This is a genomic window from Streptomyces sp. NPDC059861, assembly GCF_042731435.1.
Lineage (GTDB): Bacteria > Actinomycetota > Actinomycetes > Streptomycetales > Streptomycetaceae > Streptomyces.
Genome location: NZ_JBHWJQ010000033.1, coordinates 41,827 through 57,459, shown reverse-complemented (window position 1 = coordinate 57,459; position 15,633 = coordinate 41,827). Strand labels below are relative to the sequence as shown.

The 15,633-nt window shown below is 72.0% G+C and carries 13 protein-coding genes; 4 read left to right on the top strand and 9 right to left on the bottom strand.

The genetic code is table 11. The features are described 5' to 3' along the window. Positions 1–7 precede the first annotated feature (7 nt). Positions 8–760: an SDR family NAD(P)-dependent oxidoreductase gene (locus ACFV6X_RS26115; protein ID WP_385387303.1), complete on the bottom strand. Its 753-nt coding sequence runs from the start codon at positions 758–760 to the stop codon at positions 8–10. A 938-nt stretch (positions 761–1,698) separates the two neighbouring features. Then, positions 1,699–2,055, bottom strand: a complete 357-nt coding sequence (locus ACFV6X_RS26110; RefSeq protein WP_385387301.1) for an ArsR/SmtB family transcription factor — start codon at positions 2,053–2,055, stop codon at positions 1,699–1,701. A gap of 362 nt (positions 2,056–2,417) precedes the next feature. Here ACFV6X_RS26110 and ACFV6X_RS26105 point away from each other — a divergent pair, with 362 nt between their 5' ends. Further along, positions 2,418–3,404: an aldo/keto reductase gene (locus tag ACFV6X_RS26105; protein WP_385387299.1), complete on the top strand. Its 987-nt coding sequence runs from the start codon at positions 2,418–2,420 to the stop codon at positions 3,402–3,404. Positions 3,405–3,835: 431 nt separating this feature from the next. Then, entirely contained in the window at positions 3,836–5,221 is a 1,386-nt protein-coding gene (locus tag ACFV6X_RS26100; protein ID WP_385387297.1) for an MFS transporter, read from the top strand. Positions 5,222–5,262: 41 nt separating this feature from the next. Here the strand turns inward: ACFV6X_RS26100 and ACFV6X_RS26095 are convergent, their stop codons facing one another. From ACFV6X_RS26095 to lnt, 4 genes are all read right to left on the bottom strand, one after another. Further along, positions 5,263–7,212 carry a helix-turn-helix domain-containing protein gene (locus ACFV6X_RS26095; RefSeq protein WP_385387295.1) on the bottom strand — a complete coding sequence of 650 codons (1,950 nt, stop codon included), beginning with the start codon at positions 7,210–7,212 and terminating at the stop codon, positions 5,263–5,265. A gap of 76 nt (positions 7,213–7,288) precedes the next feature. After that, entirely contained in the window at positions 7,289–8,089 is an 801-nt protein-coding gene (locus ACFV6X_RS26090) for a 3-hydroxybutyrate dehydrogenase (RefSeq protein ID WP_385387293.1), read from the bottom strand. A gap of 58 nt (positions 8,090–8,147) precedes the next feature. After that, positions 8,148–8,624: an NUDIX domain-containing protein gene (locus tag ACFV6X_RS26085; protein WP_385387291.1), complete on the bottom strand. Its 477-nt coding sequence runs from the start codon at positions 8,622–8,624 to the stop codon at positions 8,148–8,150. A 67-nt stretch (positions 8,625–8,691) separates the two neighbouring features. After that, positions 8,692–10,305: an apolipoprotein N-acyltransferase gene (gene lnt / locus ACFV6X_RS26080; protein ID WP_385387289.1), complete on the bottom strand. Its 1,614-nt coding sequence runs from the start codon at positions 10,303–10,305 to the stop codon at positions 8,692–8,694. A 226-nt stretch (positions 10,306–10,531) separates the two neighbouring features. Between lnt and ACFV6X_RS26075 the strand changes: the two genes are divergently transcribed. Further along, the gene (locus tag ACFV6X_RS26075; protein ID WP_385387287.1) at positions 10,532–11,584 is read left to right on the top strand and encodes an O-antigen ligase family protein; all 1,053 of its coding nucleotides are present in this window, start codon (positions 10,532–10,534) and stop codon (positions 11,582–11,584) included. A 79-nt stretch (positions 11,585–11,663) separates the two neighbouring features. On the opposite strand, the gene ACFV6X_RS26070 is transcribed toward ACFV6X_RS26075, so the two are convergent. After that, on the bottom strand, positions 11,664–12,212 hold the full coding sequence (locus ACFV6X_RS26070; RefSeq protein ID WP_385387286.1) for a hypothetical protein: 549 nt from the start codon (positions 12,210–12,212) through the stop codon (positions 11,664–11,666). A gap of 107 nt (positions 12,213–12,319) precedes the next feature. Then, positions 12,320–13,105 (bottom strand): glutamate racemase, encoded by a 786-nt coding sequence (locus ACFV6X_RS26065; RefSeq protein WP_385387284.1) that lies wholly within the window; start codon positions 13,103–13,105, stop codon positions 12,320–12,322. Between the two features lie 39 nt (positions 13,106–13,144). Between ACFV6X_RS26065 and ACFV6X_RS26060 the strand changes: the two genes are divergently transcribed. Beyond that, positions 13,145–14,338 carry a glycosyltransferase gene (locus ACFV6X_RS26060; RefSeq protein WP_385387282.1) on the top strand — a complete coding sequence of 398 codons (1,194 nt, stop codon included), beginning with the start codon at positions 13,145–13,147 and terminating at the stop codon, positions 14,336–14,338. Between the two features lie 13 nt (positions 14,339–14,351). Here the strand turns inward: ACFV6X_RS26060 and ACFV6X_RS26055 are convergent, their stop codons facing one another. Further along, positions 14,352–15,626: a TerD family protein gene (locus tag ACFV6X_RS26055; RefSeq protein WP_385387370.1), complete on the bottom strand. Its 1,275-nt coding sequence runs from the start codon at positions 15,624–15,626 to the stop codon at positions 14,352–14,354. Positions 15,627–15,633: the final 7 nt, after the last annotated feature.

Below are 15,633 nucleotides of genomic sequence, written 5' to 3'. Positions count from 1 at the left end.
GTGCGTGTCAGGTGAGTTCGAGGCCGCCGTCCACGGTGAGGACCTGCCCGGTCATCCATGCGCTGCGGGGGTCGGCCATCCGTGTGATCCACTCGGCCACCTCCTCGGGTTCGCCGCGGCGCCCCAAGGGAATGCGGGCGGCTTCCGCGGCCTTTATCTCGTCCACCTGGTCCGGGGTCAGACCGCCACTGGCAAGCGCCTCGCTTTCTGTGGGGCCTGGGGCAATCGCGTTGACCCGCACGCCGTCGGGGGCCAGTTCCAGGGCCCAGCTGCGGGTCAGGTGCTCGATGGCCGCCTTGGACGCCCCGTAGTGGGAGGCATGCGCGAGGGGGCGATGGCCGAAGGTGCTGCTCAGGTTGATGATGGCGCCGCGCTGTTCCCGCAGGTGAGGCAGGGCGGCCGCTGACAGGAGGCTGGGGGCCGTGACGTTGGTGGCCCAGATGCGGTCGATTCCTTCGCGGGTCGCCTGCTCCAGGTCCATGCCGGCGAACACACCGGCGTTGTTCACCAGGACATCCACGCGCCCCCACTGGTCGAGGGCTTTCCCGACGATGCCCTGAGGGGCACCCTCGGCGCAGACGTCGGCCACGAATACCTCGATGCGGGGATGCCGGTCTGCCGTCTCCCGCAGCGGACCCACCCGCCGCCCCACGGCCAGAACGTATGCACCGACCTCCGCGAACCTCACGGCGGAGGCGGCTCCGATGCCGGTACCGGCACCGGTCACGATCACGACTCGGTCCCTGAAATGGTCGTTCACGCAAGACCCTAACCTTCGAGATTCAATGAACAACGAACATATCAGATGGTGTGTTCGTGTTGCACACACTCACCGAGTGCGTGTGTTGGGGCCGCCCAAGGGACGCTCGCGACGCCGGGGCCGGCCAGGGCCGGGGCTCAGCGGGTGCGCGAACGGCTTGGGTGCCGGCCGCTCACGACCCATCCGAGGGCCACGCGGTGCTCATGGATGCCGAGGGCAGCGGTCACCATGCAGGGTCAAGTCCGGCGGCGATCGACTGCAGGCGCGGGCTGCCACCCCGGGTGGGGAACCGTCAAGCGGCTGACACGTTCGGCGAATGTCTGCCGTCTCGGCACAGGGCACCCGGCATCCGGTCCCGGCCCGCGATCGCGCCGCTGCCACCGAGCGGCCCCGAATGGCGTGCCGCCCCGGCGAAGGCTGGCGCGAGGCAACCATGTGGAGGGGCAACGGTGTTACCGTGGCTACTGTTGTTTTGAGCTTCACCTACCTTAGGTCGCCACACCGTAGGAATTCTGCGCGTGTCAGGGCGACGTCGGGATGCCGGAGGACCTGACCGTGCTGGTCGAACTTCTGCATTCCGATGCAGTGTCCGTCACCGACGGTGGTGGCAGGTCTACGCGGCGCGCAAGGGCATGCACGGTGGGACACGCATCGCCGACGTCATGATGCACGTGGCGACCTTGTGTCACCCGGACCGCATTGACTTCCCAGAGATGGGCGCGAAGCGGCGTTCGTGTACCGCCGGCAGGGCCGCGTGCACTCCGTCGACACCGTGCAGGCCGAGACCGGTCTCCTCACCGCCTACCGCAGGTCATCAACCCAGACGAACTCCGCGACATCGAGGCCACTGCATCAGCGGTACTCACGCTGATTCGTGCCTGACAAAGGCTTGCGTGCAGCGTGCCACCCCGGAGCCGGATGCGGGGACGGCGATGCGGTCACGCCACTGCGTCGCGTTCGGTGACATGCTCTCCGACGTTGTCGGCCACGCTCGCGGACAGCAAGGCCGACAGCAGGCCGGGAAAACGGGCGTCAAGAATATCGCGTCGCAATTTCACAAAGCACCGCGTACCCTCCTCGCGGGTCTGCGTCACACCAGCCTCACGCAGCACCTTCAGGTGATGACTCAAAGTGGACTTGGCGACAGGGGCACACAACTGACCCCATCCGCGCTCACGGCCGTCGGACAGCACGCGCACGATCCCCAACCGCGTCGGATCACTCAGCGCCCCCAACAAGCGCGGAAGCTCGATCTCACGGTCGGCGGGTGACGAATGATTGCGCATGTCAACCATGCTACCGCCCGTTCGGCGCAGGCCGAAGGCCGCGGCCGCTGGTCAGACACCACCCTGTGCTGTCACATCCCACAGGGCTGTCCAGTCTGAAGTACGTACCGGCCGCGCGAACCGGAGACTGTCATGGGGCCAGTGGTCATCGGGCAAGTGGCGGTGTCCCGCGCCAGGGTGGCCCACGCTGCCGCCGGCATCCTGCGGCGGACACCTCGGTGTCGTCCCGGGCCTGATGTCGGCATACGGTGTCACACGCCGCCGATCGACGCGTACACATGCTGTGTAAGGTGCCATATGCCGGATCAGGCGGATCCACGAGTGCGTGGCCGCCCTCGGCGCGATCCCACAGGAGACGGGAAAGACGGCACATGAACACGGTTCGACTGGGCAGCCAGGGACTGACGGTATCGGCGCAGGGCTTCGGCGCGATGAGCATGAGCGGGGCGTACGGCGCGAGTGACGACGAGAAGGAGTCCATCGCCACCCTCAACCACGCCGCGGACCTCGGCATCACCCTGTTCGACACGGCCGAGTCCTACGGCCCCTTCGAGAACGAGCGGTTGCTGGGCCGCGCGCTGGGACACCGGCGTGATGAGATCGTCCTGGCGACCAAGTTCGGTCTCGACTTCACCGACGACGGACAGCCCGGCCCGCTGGACGGCCGGCCGGAACACATACGCCGCGCCGTGGAGCGCTCGCTGCGCCACCTGAACACGGACCGTATAGACCTGTATTACATGCACCGCCTCGACCCGGACACCCCGGTGGAGGAGACGATCGGTGGCATGGCCGAGTTGGTCGCCGCTGGGAAGGTCCGCTACATCGGCTTGTCGGAGGTCTCCTCGGACACGATCCGCCGTGCCCACGCGGTGCATCCGCTCACCGCGGTCCAGTCGGAGATGTCGCTCTTCAGCCGGGACCTGCTGGAGTCGGGCATCAAGCAGACCCTGGAAGACCTGGGCATCGGCCTGGTGGCCTATTCGCCCATTGGACGGGGGTTCCTCTCGGGCGCCATCCGCAGCGTGGACGACATGGACCCCGACGACTCCCGCCGAGGGCTTCCCCGGTTCTCTCCCGAGAACATCGCCGCCAACCTGGAACTCGTCGATTACGTGCGGGGCATCGCCGAGCGCCATGGCGCCACCCCGGCCCAGGTCGCGCTGGCCTGGGTGGCCGCGCAGCGGGCGGTGCCCATCCCGGGCACCAAGCGCCGCAGCTACCTCGCCGAGAACGCCGCCGCCACCGACCTGATGCTCACCGAGGAAGATCTGACCTCCCTGGACGCGGTGGTCCGCCCCGACACCGTCCACGGCGCCCGCTACACACCGCAGCAGCTCGCCTCGACCAACCGCTGACTCCGAGGCGACGCGCCGGCTCGCCACTGCGACGTAACGGTCCCGCGTCTGGGACATCCCGGCCGTACCGGGTGTCACGGCCGCGGGGCGTCTCGTTGCGGCGCCCACTCCACGAAGTACGAGTCGTGCTTGTCGAAGAACGCGGCCCGCTCCTCCTCCGGGGCATGGCCACCTGCGACACCTGCTCGAAATACTCCTCACGCGGCGCGCCCGGGGTGAACAGCAGCAGCCCACCCGACGGCGCGTGCACCGCCCACCCGGATGTCAGTCGACGGCGCGAGCCGCGAACCACTCCTCGGCGAGCAGGCATAGAGGCCGGACGCATAGTCCGGCCCTGAACTATGTTGTCCCACCACATGTGCGCCTGACCTGCGTCTTCCTACGGTGTGCCGACACGTACCGTCCCCACCGCACACGAGGAAGTGGCGCACATGGCCTCCGCAGCATCCGCTCCACCGACGCAGAACAACCTGAAGCGCATCGTCGCCGCGTCCCTCATCGGAACCACCATCGAGTGGTACGACTTCTTCCTGTACGGCTCCGCCGCCGCGCTGGTGTTCAACCAGTTGTTCTTCCCGGACTCCGACCCGCTCGTCGGCACGCTCCTGTCGTTCCTGACCTACGCCGTCGGCTTCGCGGCCCGGCCGCTCGGCGCGCTGGTCTTCGGGCACTACGGCGACCGGCTCGGGCGCAAGAAGCTGCTGGTGCTGAGCCTGTTGCTGATGGGTGGCGCGACCTTCGCGATCGGCCTGCTGCCCACGCACGCCACGATCGGCAGCGCGGCGCCCGTGCTGCTGACGGTGCTGCGGCTCGTACAGGGCTTCGCGCTCGGTGGTGAGTGGGGCGGCGCCGTCCTGCTGGTCTCGGAACACGGCGACGCCCGACGCCGTGGCTTCTGGGCGTCGTGGCCGCAGACCGGCGCGCCCGCGGGGCAGTTGCTCGCCACCGGTGTGCTGTCCTTCCTGACCGCCGTCCTGTCCGAGAGCGCCTTCAACAGCTGGGGCTGGCGGATTCCCTTCCTGCTCTCCGGTGTGCTGGTGATCGTGGGTCTGTGGATCCGGCTGTCCGTCGACGAGTCGCCCGTGTTCCAGCAGGCGCTCGCCCAGGCCGAGGCGCGCAAGGCCGACCGCACCGCGCAGGCCGAGAAGATGCCGCTCGTCGCCGTGCTGCGCCACCACTGGCGTGACGTCCTGGTGGCGATGGGCGCCCGCATGGCCGAGAACATCAGCTACTACGTCATCACCGCCTTCATCCTCGTCTACGCCACCACCGCCGCCGGCATCTCCAAGCAGACCGCCCTCAACGCCGTGCTCATCGCGTCGGCCGTGCACTTCGCGGTGATCCCGCTGTGGGGCGCGCTCTCCGACCGGATCGGCCGCCGTCCCGTCTATATGATCGGCGCGGTCGGCGTCGGCCTGTGGATGTTCCCGTTCTTCTCGCTCATCGACACCGGCGGCTTCGGCAACCTGATCCTCGCCGTGACCGTGGGCCTCGTGCTGCACGGGGCGATGTACGCGCCGCAGGCCGCCTTCTTCTCCGAGATGTTCGCGACCCGGATGCGCTACTCCGGCGCCTCCATCGGCGCCCAGTTCGCCTCCGTCGCCGCGGGGGCCCCGGCCCCGCTGATCGCCACTGCCCTGCTGTCCGAATACGACAGCTCGACACCGATCGCCCTGTACGTGATCGCCGCCGCGCTCCTCACGGTCGTCGCCGTCGCGGTGGCCAAGGAGACCCGTCACCGGGATCTGGCCGACTTCGAGCCCGACACCGGCACGGCGTCCTCCACGGTCAAGGCAGCCGACGCGCACACCGTCTGACCCGCCCACCCGGGCCCCCGTACGCCGCGTGCGTGCGGGGGTCAGGTGCGTATCGGGGAGGCCGCCAAGCGGTGCAGGCGCAGGGCGAGCTGGATCTCCAGGGCGCGCGAGGGGGTCTGCCAGTCGTCGCCCAGGAGGCGGCCGACGCGCTCCAGACGCTGGGCCACCGTGTTGACGTGGACGTGGAGTTCGTCCTTGGTGCGGGCCGGGCTCATCCCGCACGCGAAGTAGGCGTCGAGCGTACGCAGCAGGTCGGTGCCACGGCGTTCGTCGTACGCGACCACCTGGCCGATCGTGCGGTCGACGAAGCCACCGATGTCCCGGTCGCCTGCCAGCAGCAGGCCGAGGAAGCCGAAGTCCTCGGCGGCGGCGCCGTCCCCTCTGCGCCCGAGCAGGCGCAGGGCGTCCAGGCAGCGCCGTCCCTCGTCATAGGCGGCGGCGACCGCGTCCGGGTGGGCGGTGAGGTCCTCGACCGGCGCGGACGCGCCCACCGTGACCGCCTCGTGGACGGCCGTGCCCAGTTGCCGGGCGGCGCGGCGGGCCAGGCCCGTCGCGGTGTCACCGGCGTCCAGGGGCAGCAGCAGGACAGTGCCGCCGTCACGGGCGGCGGCCAGGCCGTGCCGGGTGGCGGCGAGGTGGGACGCGGCGGACCACAGGCGCCGTCGGGCGTCCGCCTCCTGGTCGGCGTCGGCCGCGGGGCCGTCGAGGCGGGCGGCGAGCACGACATGGGTGGCGTCCAGGTCGGCGTGCAGCCGGGTTGCGCGTTCGCGCAGCAGGCGCGGGTCACGGTCGCGGGCGTCGAGCAGGTCGTCGAGGAGTTCGCCCCGGACGCGCTGCTCGGCCTCGGCCGCGGACCGCCGGGCGAGGAGCAGCAGCGAGGTGACCATCGCGGCGCGCTCCAGGGTGCGCTGGTCGACGGGGTCGAGGCCGGGATGGCCGCGCAGCACGAGCGCGCCGAACAGTTCACCGCCGGCGGCGACGGCGGCGATCCAGTCGTCGCCGTGCCGTACCGCGTGTCCTTCCGTGCGGAAGGCCTCCAGGGCCTGCGCGGGTGCCGCGGTGGCGTCGGTGAACTCGACCGTGCCGTCCAGGACTTCGGAGACGGCGGCGGCCACGTCGTGCACCCCGCCGCCGCGCAGCACCAGTTCGGCGAGCCGGTCGTGCACGTCGGAGGCGCGTTCGATCACGCCGCTGCGGTCGCGGATGATCTCGTTGGCGCGCTCCAGGCCGGCGAGCGCCGAGCGGGTCTCGGTGAGCAGGTTGGCGGTGTCGATCGCGGCGGCGGCCAGGGCGGCGAAGGAGCCAAGCAGCGCGATCTGCTCCCGCTCGAAGACCCGGGCGCGCCGGTCCGCTGCGAAGAGCACGCCGATCACGTGGTGCCCGAGCATCAGCGGCACGCCGAGGATGGCGACGAGGCCCTCGTCACGCACACCCGTGTCGATGGAGTCGGTGTGCTGGAAGCGGTCGTCCTTGAAGTAGTCGTCGGTGACGTACGGCCGGGCCGTCTGCGCGACCAGGCCGCCCAGGCCCTCCCCCATGCCGAGCCGCAGCTGCTGGAAGCGGGCGGCGACCGAGCCCTCGGTCACCCGCATGTAGGTGTCGCCGCGGGCCGGGTCGTTCAGGCTGAGGTAGGCGACATCGGTGCCGAGCAGCGACCGGGCGCGCTGCACGATCGCCTGCAGCACGGCGTCCAGGTCACGCAGTCCGGCCAGGTCGTGGGCGGTCTCGAAGAGCGCCGACAGCTCGGCCTCCCGGCGCCGCCGCCCCTCGAGCTCCGACCGCACGCGCAGCGCGAGCAGCTTGGCGTGTTCGAGCGCCGCGATCCACGATGCCGGCCGGCCCTGGGCGCGGGCCAGCAGCACGGGCTGCTCGTAGGCGTCGGCGGACGCGCCACGGGCCAGGAGCTTCAGGAACGGCGCCTCGGCACCGTCCAGGAATGCCTCAGGGGCGCCGGTGGGGCGCTCGGCGGACTGCACGTGATCGCGGGACATGGTCACAGGATTCCTCATCGCCGGGCCGCCCCGTCAGCCCTGTGGAAAACTCCGGGCACCCCGAACACGGGTCGAACTAGTGCGCGGTCCAGCCGCCGTCGAGCACGAGCGACGCACCGGTCATGAAGGACGCCTGGGGTCCGCACAGGTAGGCCACGGCCTCCGCGACCTCCTCGGGCTCGATGAGCCGCTTGACCGCGCTGTCCTGGAGCATGACCTCCGAGAGCACGCGCTCATGAGGGATGCCGTGCGCCCGGGCCTGGTCGGCAATCTGCTTCTCGACCAGGGGCGTGCGCACATAGCCGGGGTTCACGCAGTTCGAGGTCACACCGTGCGGTGCGCCTTCCAGGGCGGCGGTCTTGGAGAGCCCCTCCAGGCCGTGCTTGGCGGCCACGTACGCCGACTTGAAGGCCGAGGCGCGCAGGCCATGCACCGAGGAGATGTTCACGACGCGGCCCCAGCCCTGCCCGTACATGTGCGGCAGCGCCCCCCGGATGAGCCGGAAGGGTGCCTCCAGCATCACGGTGAGCACGGTGTGGAAGACCTCGGGCGGAAAGTCCTCGATGGGTCGGACCAGCTGCAGTCCGGCGTTGTTCACCAGCACGTCGGTGCCGGCGGCCGCGGCCTCGGCGGCGTCCAGGTCGGTGAGGTCGAGGACGCGCGGTTCGAGGCTGCCCGGCAGGCCCGCCGCCTGCTCGGCCAGCGCCTCCAGGCCGGCGTCGTCCCGGTCGACCGCTCTGACCTTGGCGCCGGCGGCCGCGAGCCGCAGGGCACAGGCACGGCCGATACCACTGGCGGCGCCGGTGACGAGGGCCGTGCGGCCGCCGAGGTCGAGCAGAGGGGCGTGGGGGCCCGGGAGGGCACGGGACGCGGTCATGGGACCGACCCTAGGCAGCCCTCGCCCCCCGACCCATGTGGTCATCCCCCATACTTCGCTAGAAAGCCGTGGGGTCGAACCATGTGGGGGAGTCCGACAGGGACTGCTTGATCCGCTGCAGCCCGAACTCGTGGAGATCCGGCAGGGCGTCGACGTCGAACCACGCGACGTCCAGTGACTCGTCGTCGTTCACGCGTGCCTCGCCGCCGACGGCCCGGCAGCGGAACGTGATGTCCATGTACTGGCAGATGTCGTCGTTGTCGTACGTGACCGCCTGCAGCGCCTGGACCATCACCACCCGCTCGGGCCGGCAGTGCACCGCGGTCTCCTCGTGGACCTCCCGCACGGCGCAGGCGGCGGGCTGCTCCCCGGGGTCCGGGATGCCGCCGATCAGCGACCACCGTCCGGTGTCGGAGCGGCGGTTCAGCAGCACTCGGCCGTCGTCGTCGAAGACGACCGCGGTGACCCCGGGGAGCCACAGCAGCTGGTGCCCGGCGGACGCCCGCAGGGTGCGGATGAAGTCAGGAGTAGCCATGGGGCGACCCTAACGGGCGGTATCCGCGGTCCCGGACGGACTCCGGGAGAGTACGGCGGGCTTACCGCTAGACATCACCGGCGCGCCGTCCGCGCGCGACGGTCGCGCTCACCCATCCGAGGCCACCCGCCGCGACCAGCACCAGGGCGATCTCCGGCAGGATGCCGAACCGGGTCGCGGGCGTCTGGGAGGAGCGCAGCGGCACCTCCTGGACCAGCGAGTCGGCGACGAACATGCCGGTTCGCCGGGTGATCGTCCCGTCCGGCATGATGATCGCGCTGACGCCGCTGGTCACCGGCACCGCGACGGTCCGACTGTGCTCGACGGCGCGGACGCGGGACATGGCGAGCTGCTGGTAGGTCATCTCGCTGCGGTCGAAGGTCGCGTTGTTGCTCGGCACGGAGATCAGCTGCGCGCCGTCGACGACCTCGGAGCGCACGGCCCAGTCGAACGCCGCCTCGTAGCAGGTGACGAGGCCGACCTTGGCGCCGTCCATGGCGAACACGCCCGGCTCGCTGCCCCGGCTGAAGTCCTGGCGGACCATCGACGTCCAGCTCTCGTTGATCATGTCGAGCACCGAGCGCAGCGGCAGGTACTCGCCGAACGGCTGGATCTGCCGCTTGTCGTAGGTGTCGACGGGCCCCTTCTGCGGGTCCCACAGGATCTGCTCGTTGAGGAGCTTGCCGTCGCGCTCGACGACACCGCCGACCGAGATGGGCACACCGATCGACTTGGCCGCCGCGTCGATCACCGCGTAGGCGTCGGGGTTGGCGAAGGGGTCGATGTCGGAGGAGTTCTCCGGCCAGAGCACGAAGTCCGGCTTGGCCACCTTGCCCGCCTCGACCTCGGCCGCCAGGCGCTCGGTCTCGCGCGCGTGGTAGTCGAGTACGGCCCGCCGCTGGGAGTTGAAGTCGAGTCCCGCGCGCGGCACGTTGCCCTGGACGACGGCGACGGTGGTGGTGCCGTCCTCGGCCCGGTCGCTCACCAGGGAGCGCGCCGCGAAGGCACCGATCAACGGCACGGCCACACTGAGCAGCGCCACGGCCGCCGCACCCCGCCGTACCACGCGCGTGCGCCGCGCCTTCAGGCCCAGGCGTACGACGTCGTACAGGCCGAAGCCGCACAGGACCACCGCGAAGCCGAGCACCGGTGTGCCGCCGACCGCGGCCAGCGGCAGGAAGACGCCGTCCGCCTGCCCGAAGGCGATCCTGCCCCAGGGGAAGCCGTTGAAGGGCACGCGCGCGCGTGCCGCCTCACCGGCGATCCACACGGCGGCCGCCCATACGGGCCAGCCGGGCAGCCTGGACACCGCCGCGACACCCACGCCCACCAGGGCGACGAAGATCGCCTCGATCACCACCAGGGCGAGCCAGGGGCCGGGACCGACCTCCACGCCGGTCCACACCAGCAGCGGCAGCAGGAAGCCGAGGCCGAAGACGTAGCCGAGACCCAGGGCCGCCTTCCAGCTCCGGCCGCGCAGCACCCAGCCGAAGACGGCGAAGGCCGGCAGGGCCAGCCACCACAGGGTGCGCGGCGGGAAGCTGACGTAGAGGAGCACTCCGGAGAGCGCCGCGGCGGCGGCCGGGACGAGGCGGCGCAGCGACCGCGCGGCGCGCGAGTCGGGCGCGGTTCGCGGGGTGGGGGCGTCCGACTCGTCCACGGAGGTTGCGGTGACGGTCACTCCGGGAGTCTACGGCGGCCCGCCGCGCAGCCGACAACGCGGTCGGGACGCTCCGGACGCCGCCGCCACATCGTTTCTGCACAAGTCGGTGACACACATCCACAAACCGCCCACAAGCGGTTACGGTGTGGCCGAGCCCAGGTCGCGCGGCGGGACGGCCCGGGCCCGTACAGGTCGAGAACGGCCGGTTGCGGGGGGACGGGTGGGGTCCACGGGAGTGACGTCTGTGGCCGATGCGCATGCCGACGGCGGAAGACGCAGCGCGTCCGACGCGGCGGGTGTCGTCGCGCTCGGCGCCTGTGCCCTCTGGTCGCTGATCACGGCGGCCGTGCACGGCGGGCGCCCCGAAGGCGTGCTGCTGGCGGTGCTGGCCGTGACGGCCGGTTACGCCGCGGGCCGCATCTGCGGGGCGATCGCGCCGGTCGCCGCGCCCTTGACGGGGGCGCTGGCGGGAGCCGTGCTGACGATCACCGTTCCGCACCTCTCCCCGGGGCCGCCGCCCGGTGTGCCGTTGGGACACGCAGGTGCCACGGCCGCCCTGCTCACGCTCGCGACCGGCGCCGCGTGCTGCGCCGCCTGGTCCACGGCCGTACCGGCGCTGCGTCCGGCCCTGTGGGCGCTGGCGGCCGGCATCGTGGCGACCGCGGCCGTGCTCGGCACGATCACCGGGGTCGTCGCCTGTGCCGGAGTCCTGCTCTGCTCGCTGGCGGCCGGGCGCATGGGTCACCGTGGGATCGGCCTCGCCGGCCTGGCCGCGGTGGCGGCGTCGGTGACCGGCCTGACCTGGGCGGTCGCGCGCGGCGTGCTGCCCGCGGGGCTCGCCTCCGCCCTGGAGGGTCCGCTGACCGGGCACCGGGTGGAGCTGTGGCGCGACGCGCTGGCGATGGCCCGCCGGGACCCCACCCTCGGGGCCGGCCCGGGGCGGTTCGGGGAGCTCAGCACGACCTCGGCGGCGTCGCCGCTGTCCGACGGCAAACCGCACTCCGCGGTGCTTCAGCAGGCCGCCGAACAGGGGGCCATTGGAGTGACGCTGCTCGCGGCGGCCTTCTGCTGGCTGCTGTACGCCCTGTGGCGCACCGCGCGGCCGACGCCGGTCGCGCTGAGCGCGGGCGCGGCACTGACGGTGCTCGCGGCCATCGCCGCGGTGGGCAACGCGCTCAGCTTCACGGCGGTGTCGGTGGGAGCCGGTCTGCTCGCGGGGCTGGCCACCGCACGACCGCTGATGGCGGAGCCGACGCACCAGGTGGACGTCGTACCCACGGATCGTCCGGTGCCGTGATCCTCGCCACGCTGTCCGCGAGGTCGCCACGCCGCACCGGCGTCGTGAACAGGGCAGCCGCTCACGGCGGCCCTCGGCCTCAGCGCACGGCCCCCGGCGTGGTCGGCCGCAGGCGCTCCTTGATGACCCGGACCGCCGCCTCCGCGTCGTCCACGGTGATCGTGAACGTGTGGCCGTCCCACAGCCGCAGTTCCACGCCCTCGCCGCGCCGCACGACGACCGCGGTGCCCTTCTCGGGCCGCCAGCGGTAGCCCCAGCCGCCCCAGTGGCGCGGGGTGACGTGCGGCACGAACTCCGCGCCTGCGACCTGCGACAACGGGATGCGGCGGCGCGGCACTCCGATGTGGCCGCAGCGCACTTCGAGGCACTCCTTGTCCACCCGCAGGGCGACGTGCACGAAGGCGAGCGTGCCGAACAGCACCAGCAGTCCGGCGGCGATGCAGCCGACCACGGACATCACCAGCGGTGCCAGACCCTCGTCCGTCCACGCGGAAGCGACGGCCAGCTGGATGCCGAGCGCCAGGCAGGCGGCGCCGACGAGCGCCAGCAACCACTGGACCCGGTTGGTCGCCCGGCCGGTCCAGATGTCGGGATGCGAGGTGCGCTTGCCGTGGGGGTGGTGCCTCATGCCATCGAGACTACTCAGGTTTCGCTGAGCGGGTAGGGGGTCGCACACAGTGACGAGCAAGGGCAGGGCTCGGTGCGGACCGAGGGATTCCGGTCAGTGACCGGCGGTCACCGTACGGGGCTGGCGGCGGCGAGCAGGCGGCCTTCCTCGTACGTCAGGGCGGCTGCCGGCAACGCGCCCTCGCGGCCGCTCAGCAGCACCGTCACTGCGCCGAGAGGCGTGGCCGACGGGTCGGGACGCGTGCCGATCCGCCGCAGCGCCTGGGCGGCCACCGCCCCGGCGGAGCCGTGCAGGACGAGCGGGGGCAGACCGGGGCGCTGCACGGCGGCGCGGATGCGCTCGGCGACCAGTTCGTAGTGGGTGCAGCCCAGCACGACGGTCGTGACGTCGTCCGGTGTCAGCGCCGCGGCGGCGGCGACGGCGGCGTCGACGGCCGTCTCGTCGGCGCGTTCCACCGCCTCCGCGAGTCCCCAGCAGGGCACCTCGGCGACGTCGACGCCGTCGGCGAAGTTCTCGATGAGCCCGCGCTGGTAGGGGCTGCCGGTGGTGGCGGGCGTCGCCCAGATCGCGACCGGTCCCCCGCCCGCCGCCGCCGGCTTGATCGCCGGGACCGTGCCGACGACCGGCAGGGCGGGCTCCAGGCGGGCGCGCAGGGCGGTCAGGGCGTGCACGGTGGCGGTGTTGCAGCCGACGATGAGCGCGTCGGGACGGTGGGCGGCGGCCGCCTCGGCGACGGCCAGGGCGCGCTCGGTGAGGTCCTGTGGCGTGCGGGGTCCCCAGGGCATGCCGTCGGGGTCGAGGGAGAGCACGAGATCGGCGTCGGGTCGCAGGCGCCGTACCGCTGCGGTGGCCGCCAGCAGACCGATTCCGGAGTCCATGAGCGCGATCTTCACCCGGTCACGATAGACGATGGCCCTCCTGCGGCCGGTCCGGTGGGGCAGACTGCGCGGGTGAGCGCCCTCCTGTGGATCGTCGCCGGATCTCTCGCCGCCTGGCTGTGGCTGCTGCTCTGTCAGGGCTTCTTCTGGCGCACGGACGTTCGTCTGCCACCCCGGACGCCACCCGCCGTCTGGCCGTCCGTCTGCGTCGTCGTACCCGCGCGCGACGAGGCCGCGGTGCTCCCGGCGGGCCTGCCGTCCCTGCTCACGCAGGACTATCCCGGGCGGGCCGAGATCTTCCTGGTGGACGACGGCAGCACGGACGGCACCGGGGAGCTGGCGCGCGCGCTGTCACGCCGGTACGGGGGGCTGCCGCTGACCGTGGACTCACCGGGCGAACCGCCCGCAGGCTGGACCGGCAAGCTCTGGGCGGTGCGTCACGGCATCGGCCTCGCCCGCGCGCGTGACCCCGAGTACCTGCTGCTCACCGACGCCGACATCGCGCACGCGCCGGACAGTCTGCGCGAGCTGGTGGCGGCGGCGCGCACCGGCGGCTTCGACGTCGTCTCCCAGATGGCCCGGCTGCGCGTCGAAAGCCTGTGGGAGCGGCTCGTCGTACCGGCCTTCGTCTACTTCTTCGCGCAGCTGTATCCGTTCCGCCGGATCGGCCGGGAGCGCGCGCGGACCTCGGCCGCGGCGGGCGGCTGTGTGCTGCTGCGCACCGAGGCCGCCGAGCGGGCGCGGATCCCCGACGCCATCCGGCACGCCGTCATCGACGACGTGGCTCTCGCGCGGGCGGTCCGGAGCGGCGGCGGGCGGATCTGGCTGGGGCTCGCCGAGCGGGTGGACAGCGTGCGCCCCTGTCCCCGGCTGCACGATCTGTGGCGCATGGTCTCGCGCAGTGCCTACGCGCAGCTGCGGCACAACCCCCTGGTGCTGGCCGGGACGGTCGCCGGGCTCGCGGTGGTGTACCTGGTGCCGCCCGTCGCGCTCGTCGCGGGCCTGGCCCTGGGGAGTACCGCGACCGCGGTGCTGGGCGCCCTGGCCTGGCTCGTGATGACGGGGACGTACCTCCCCATGCTCCGCTACTACGCGCAGCCGCCGTGGCTCGCTCCGCTGCTGCCGTTCACCGCGTCCCTGTACCTCCTCATGACGGTCGACTCGGCGGTGCAGCACTACAGGGGACGGGGTGCGGCCTGGAAGGGCCGCACCTACACGCGTCCGGACGCCGTTCCCGACGAGGGGTGAGCCGGCCGCGGGCTCACTTGCGGCCGGGCGTCCAGTTCATGCCCCACCCGTAGGCGTGGTCGACGGCGCGCTGCATGCTCACCCCGCGGTCGGGGACCAGGTAGCGGGCCTCGCGCCGGACGACCAGGTCCTGGCCGGTGTTGGTGATGAGCGCGAGCGCGCACACCGGGGAGGGGACCGTGCACTCGTCAAGGGAGAACTCGATCGGCGCGCCGAACTGCGGATGCAGGGTGACGGTGGCGTGCAGGTCGGCGAAGGAGCGGGCGCCCTCGTAGATGGTGACGAAGACGAGGATGCGCCGGAACGCCTGCTTGTGGTCGAGGTTGATGGTGAGGTTCTCACCGCTCGCCACGGCACCGGTGCGGTCGTCGCCGTCCAGGTGGATGTACGGCGGCTGGTGCAGCGACCCAAAGGTGTTGCCGAGGGCCTGCACGACGCCCTTGCTGCCGTCGTTGAGTTCGAACAGGGCGCACAGGTCGAGGTCGAGGTCCGCGTGCAGGGCGACCGCCCGGCCGCGCTTGCTGCCCCACCCCGAGAACTGTTTGCGCACCTGCCAGTTGAGGTTCACACGCATGGCACCCGACGTTCCGCCCTGCTTGGTGAGCGAGACCGACGGGGACGCCTTGGTGAGCGTGACCTTGGTGAGCTGGACGGGCGCGGGTGGGGCGGGAGGAGCCGGACGGGAGACCGGCGGCGCCGCCGGGACGGGCCGGGGGACGGTCGCCGGCCGGACCGGGGTGACCGGCGGCGCGCTGGGCGCGGTGTGCTGCGGCTCGTCCACCGTGATGCCGTAGTCCGTCGCCAGGCCCTCCAGGCCGCTGCTGTACCCCTGCCCGACGGCACGGAACTTCCAGGCGCCCTGGCGCCGGTAGAACTCGCCGAGCACGAACGCCGTTTCGACGGTCGCGCCCGCGCTGTCGAAGCGCGCCGCCACCGTTCCCCGGCCGGCGTCCTTGACCTCGATGTACAGGCCCGGCACCTGCGCGAACGTCCCGCCGTCGGCGGACGCGACGAGCACCACCGTCTCGATGGCCGGCTCCACGCGCGTGAGGTCGACGATCAGGGTGTCCGTGACCTGGCCGCCGGCCTCCCGCTTGCCCTCGTGCCGGATCGCTCCGGAGGAGTGCTGTGGCTGGTTGTAGAAGATGAAGTCCGCGTCCGAGCGGACCTTGCCGCCGACCAGCAGCAGTGCCGAGGCGTCGGTGTCGGGCACTCCGGGCCCGGAGCGCCACCCCAGTTCGACCCGCAGCGCCGTCGTCGGCACCGGGACGTTCGATCCCTTCGGCATTGGCATG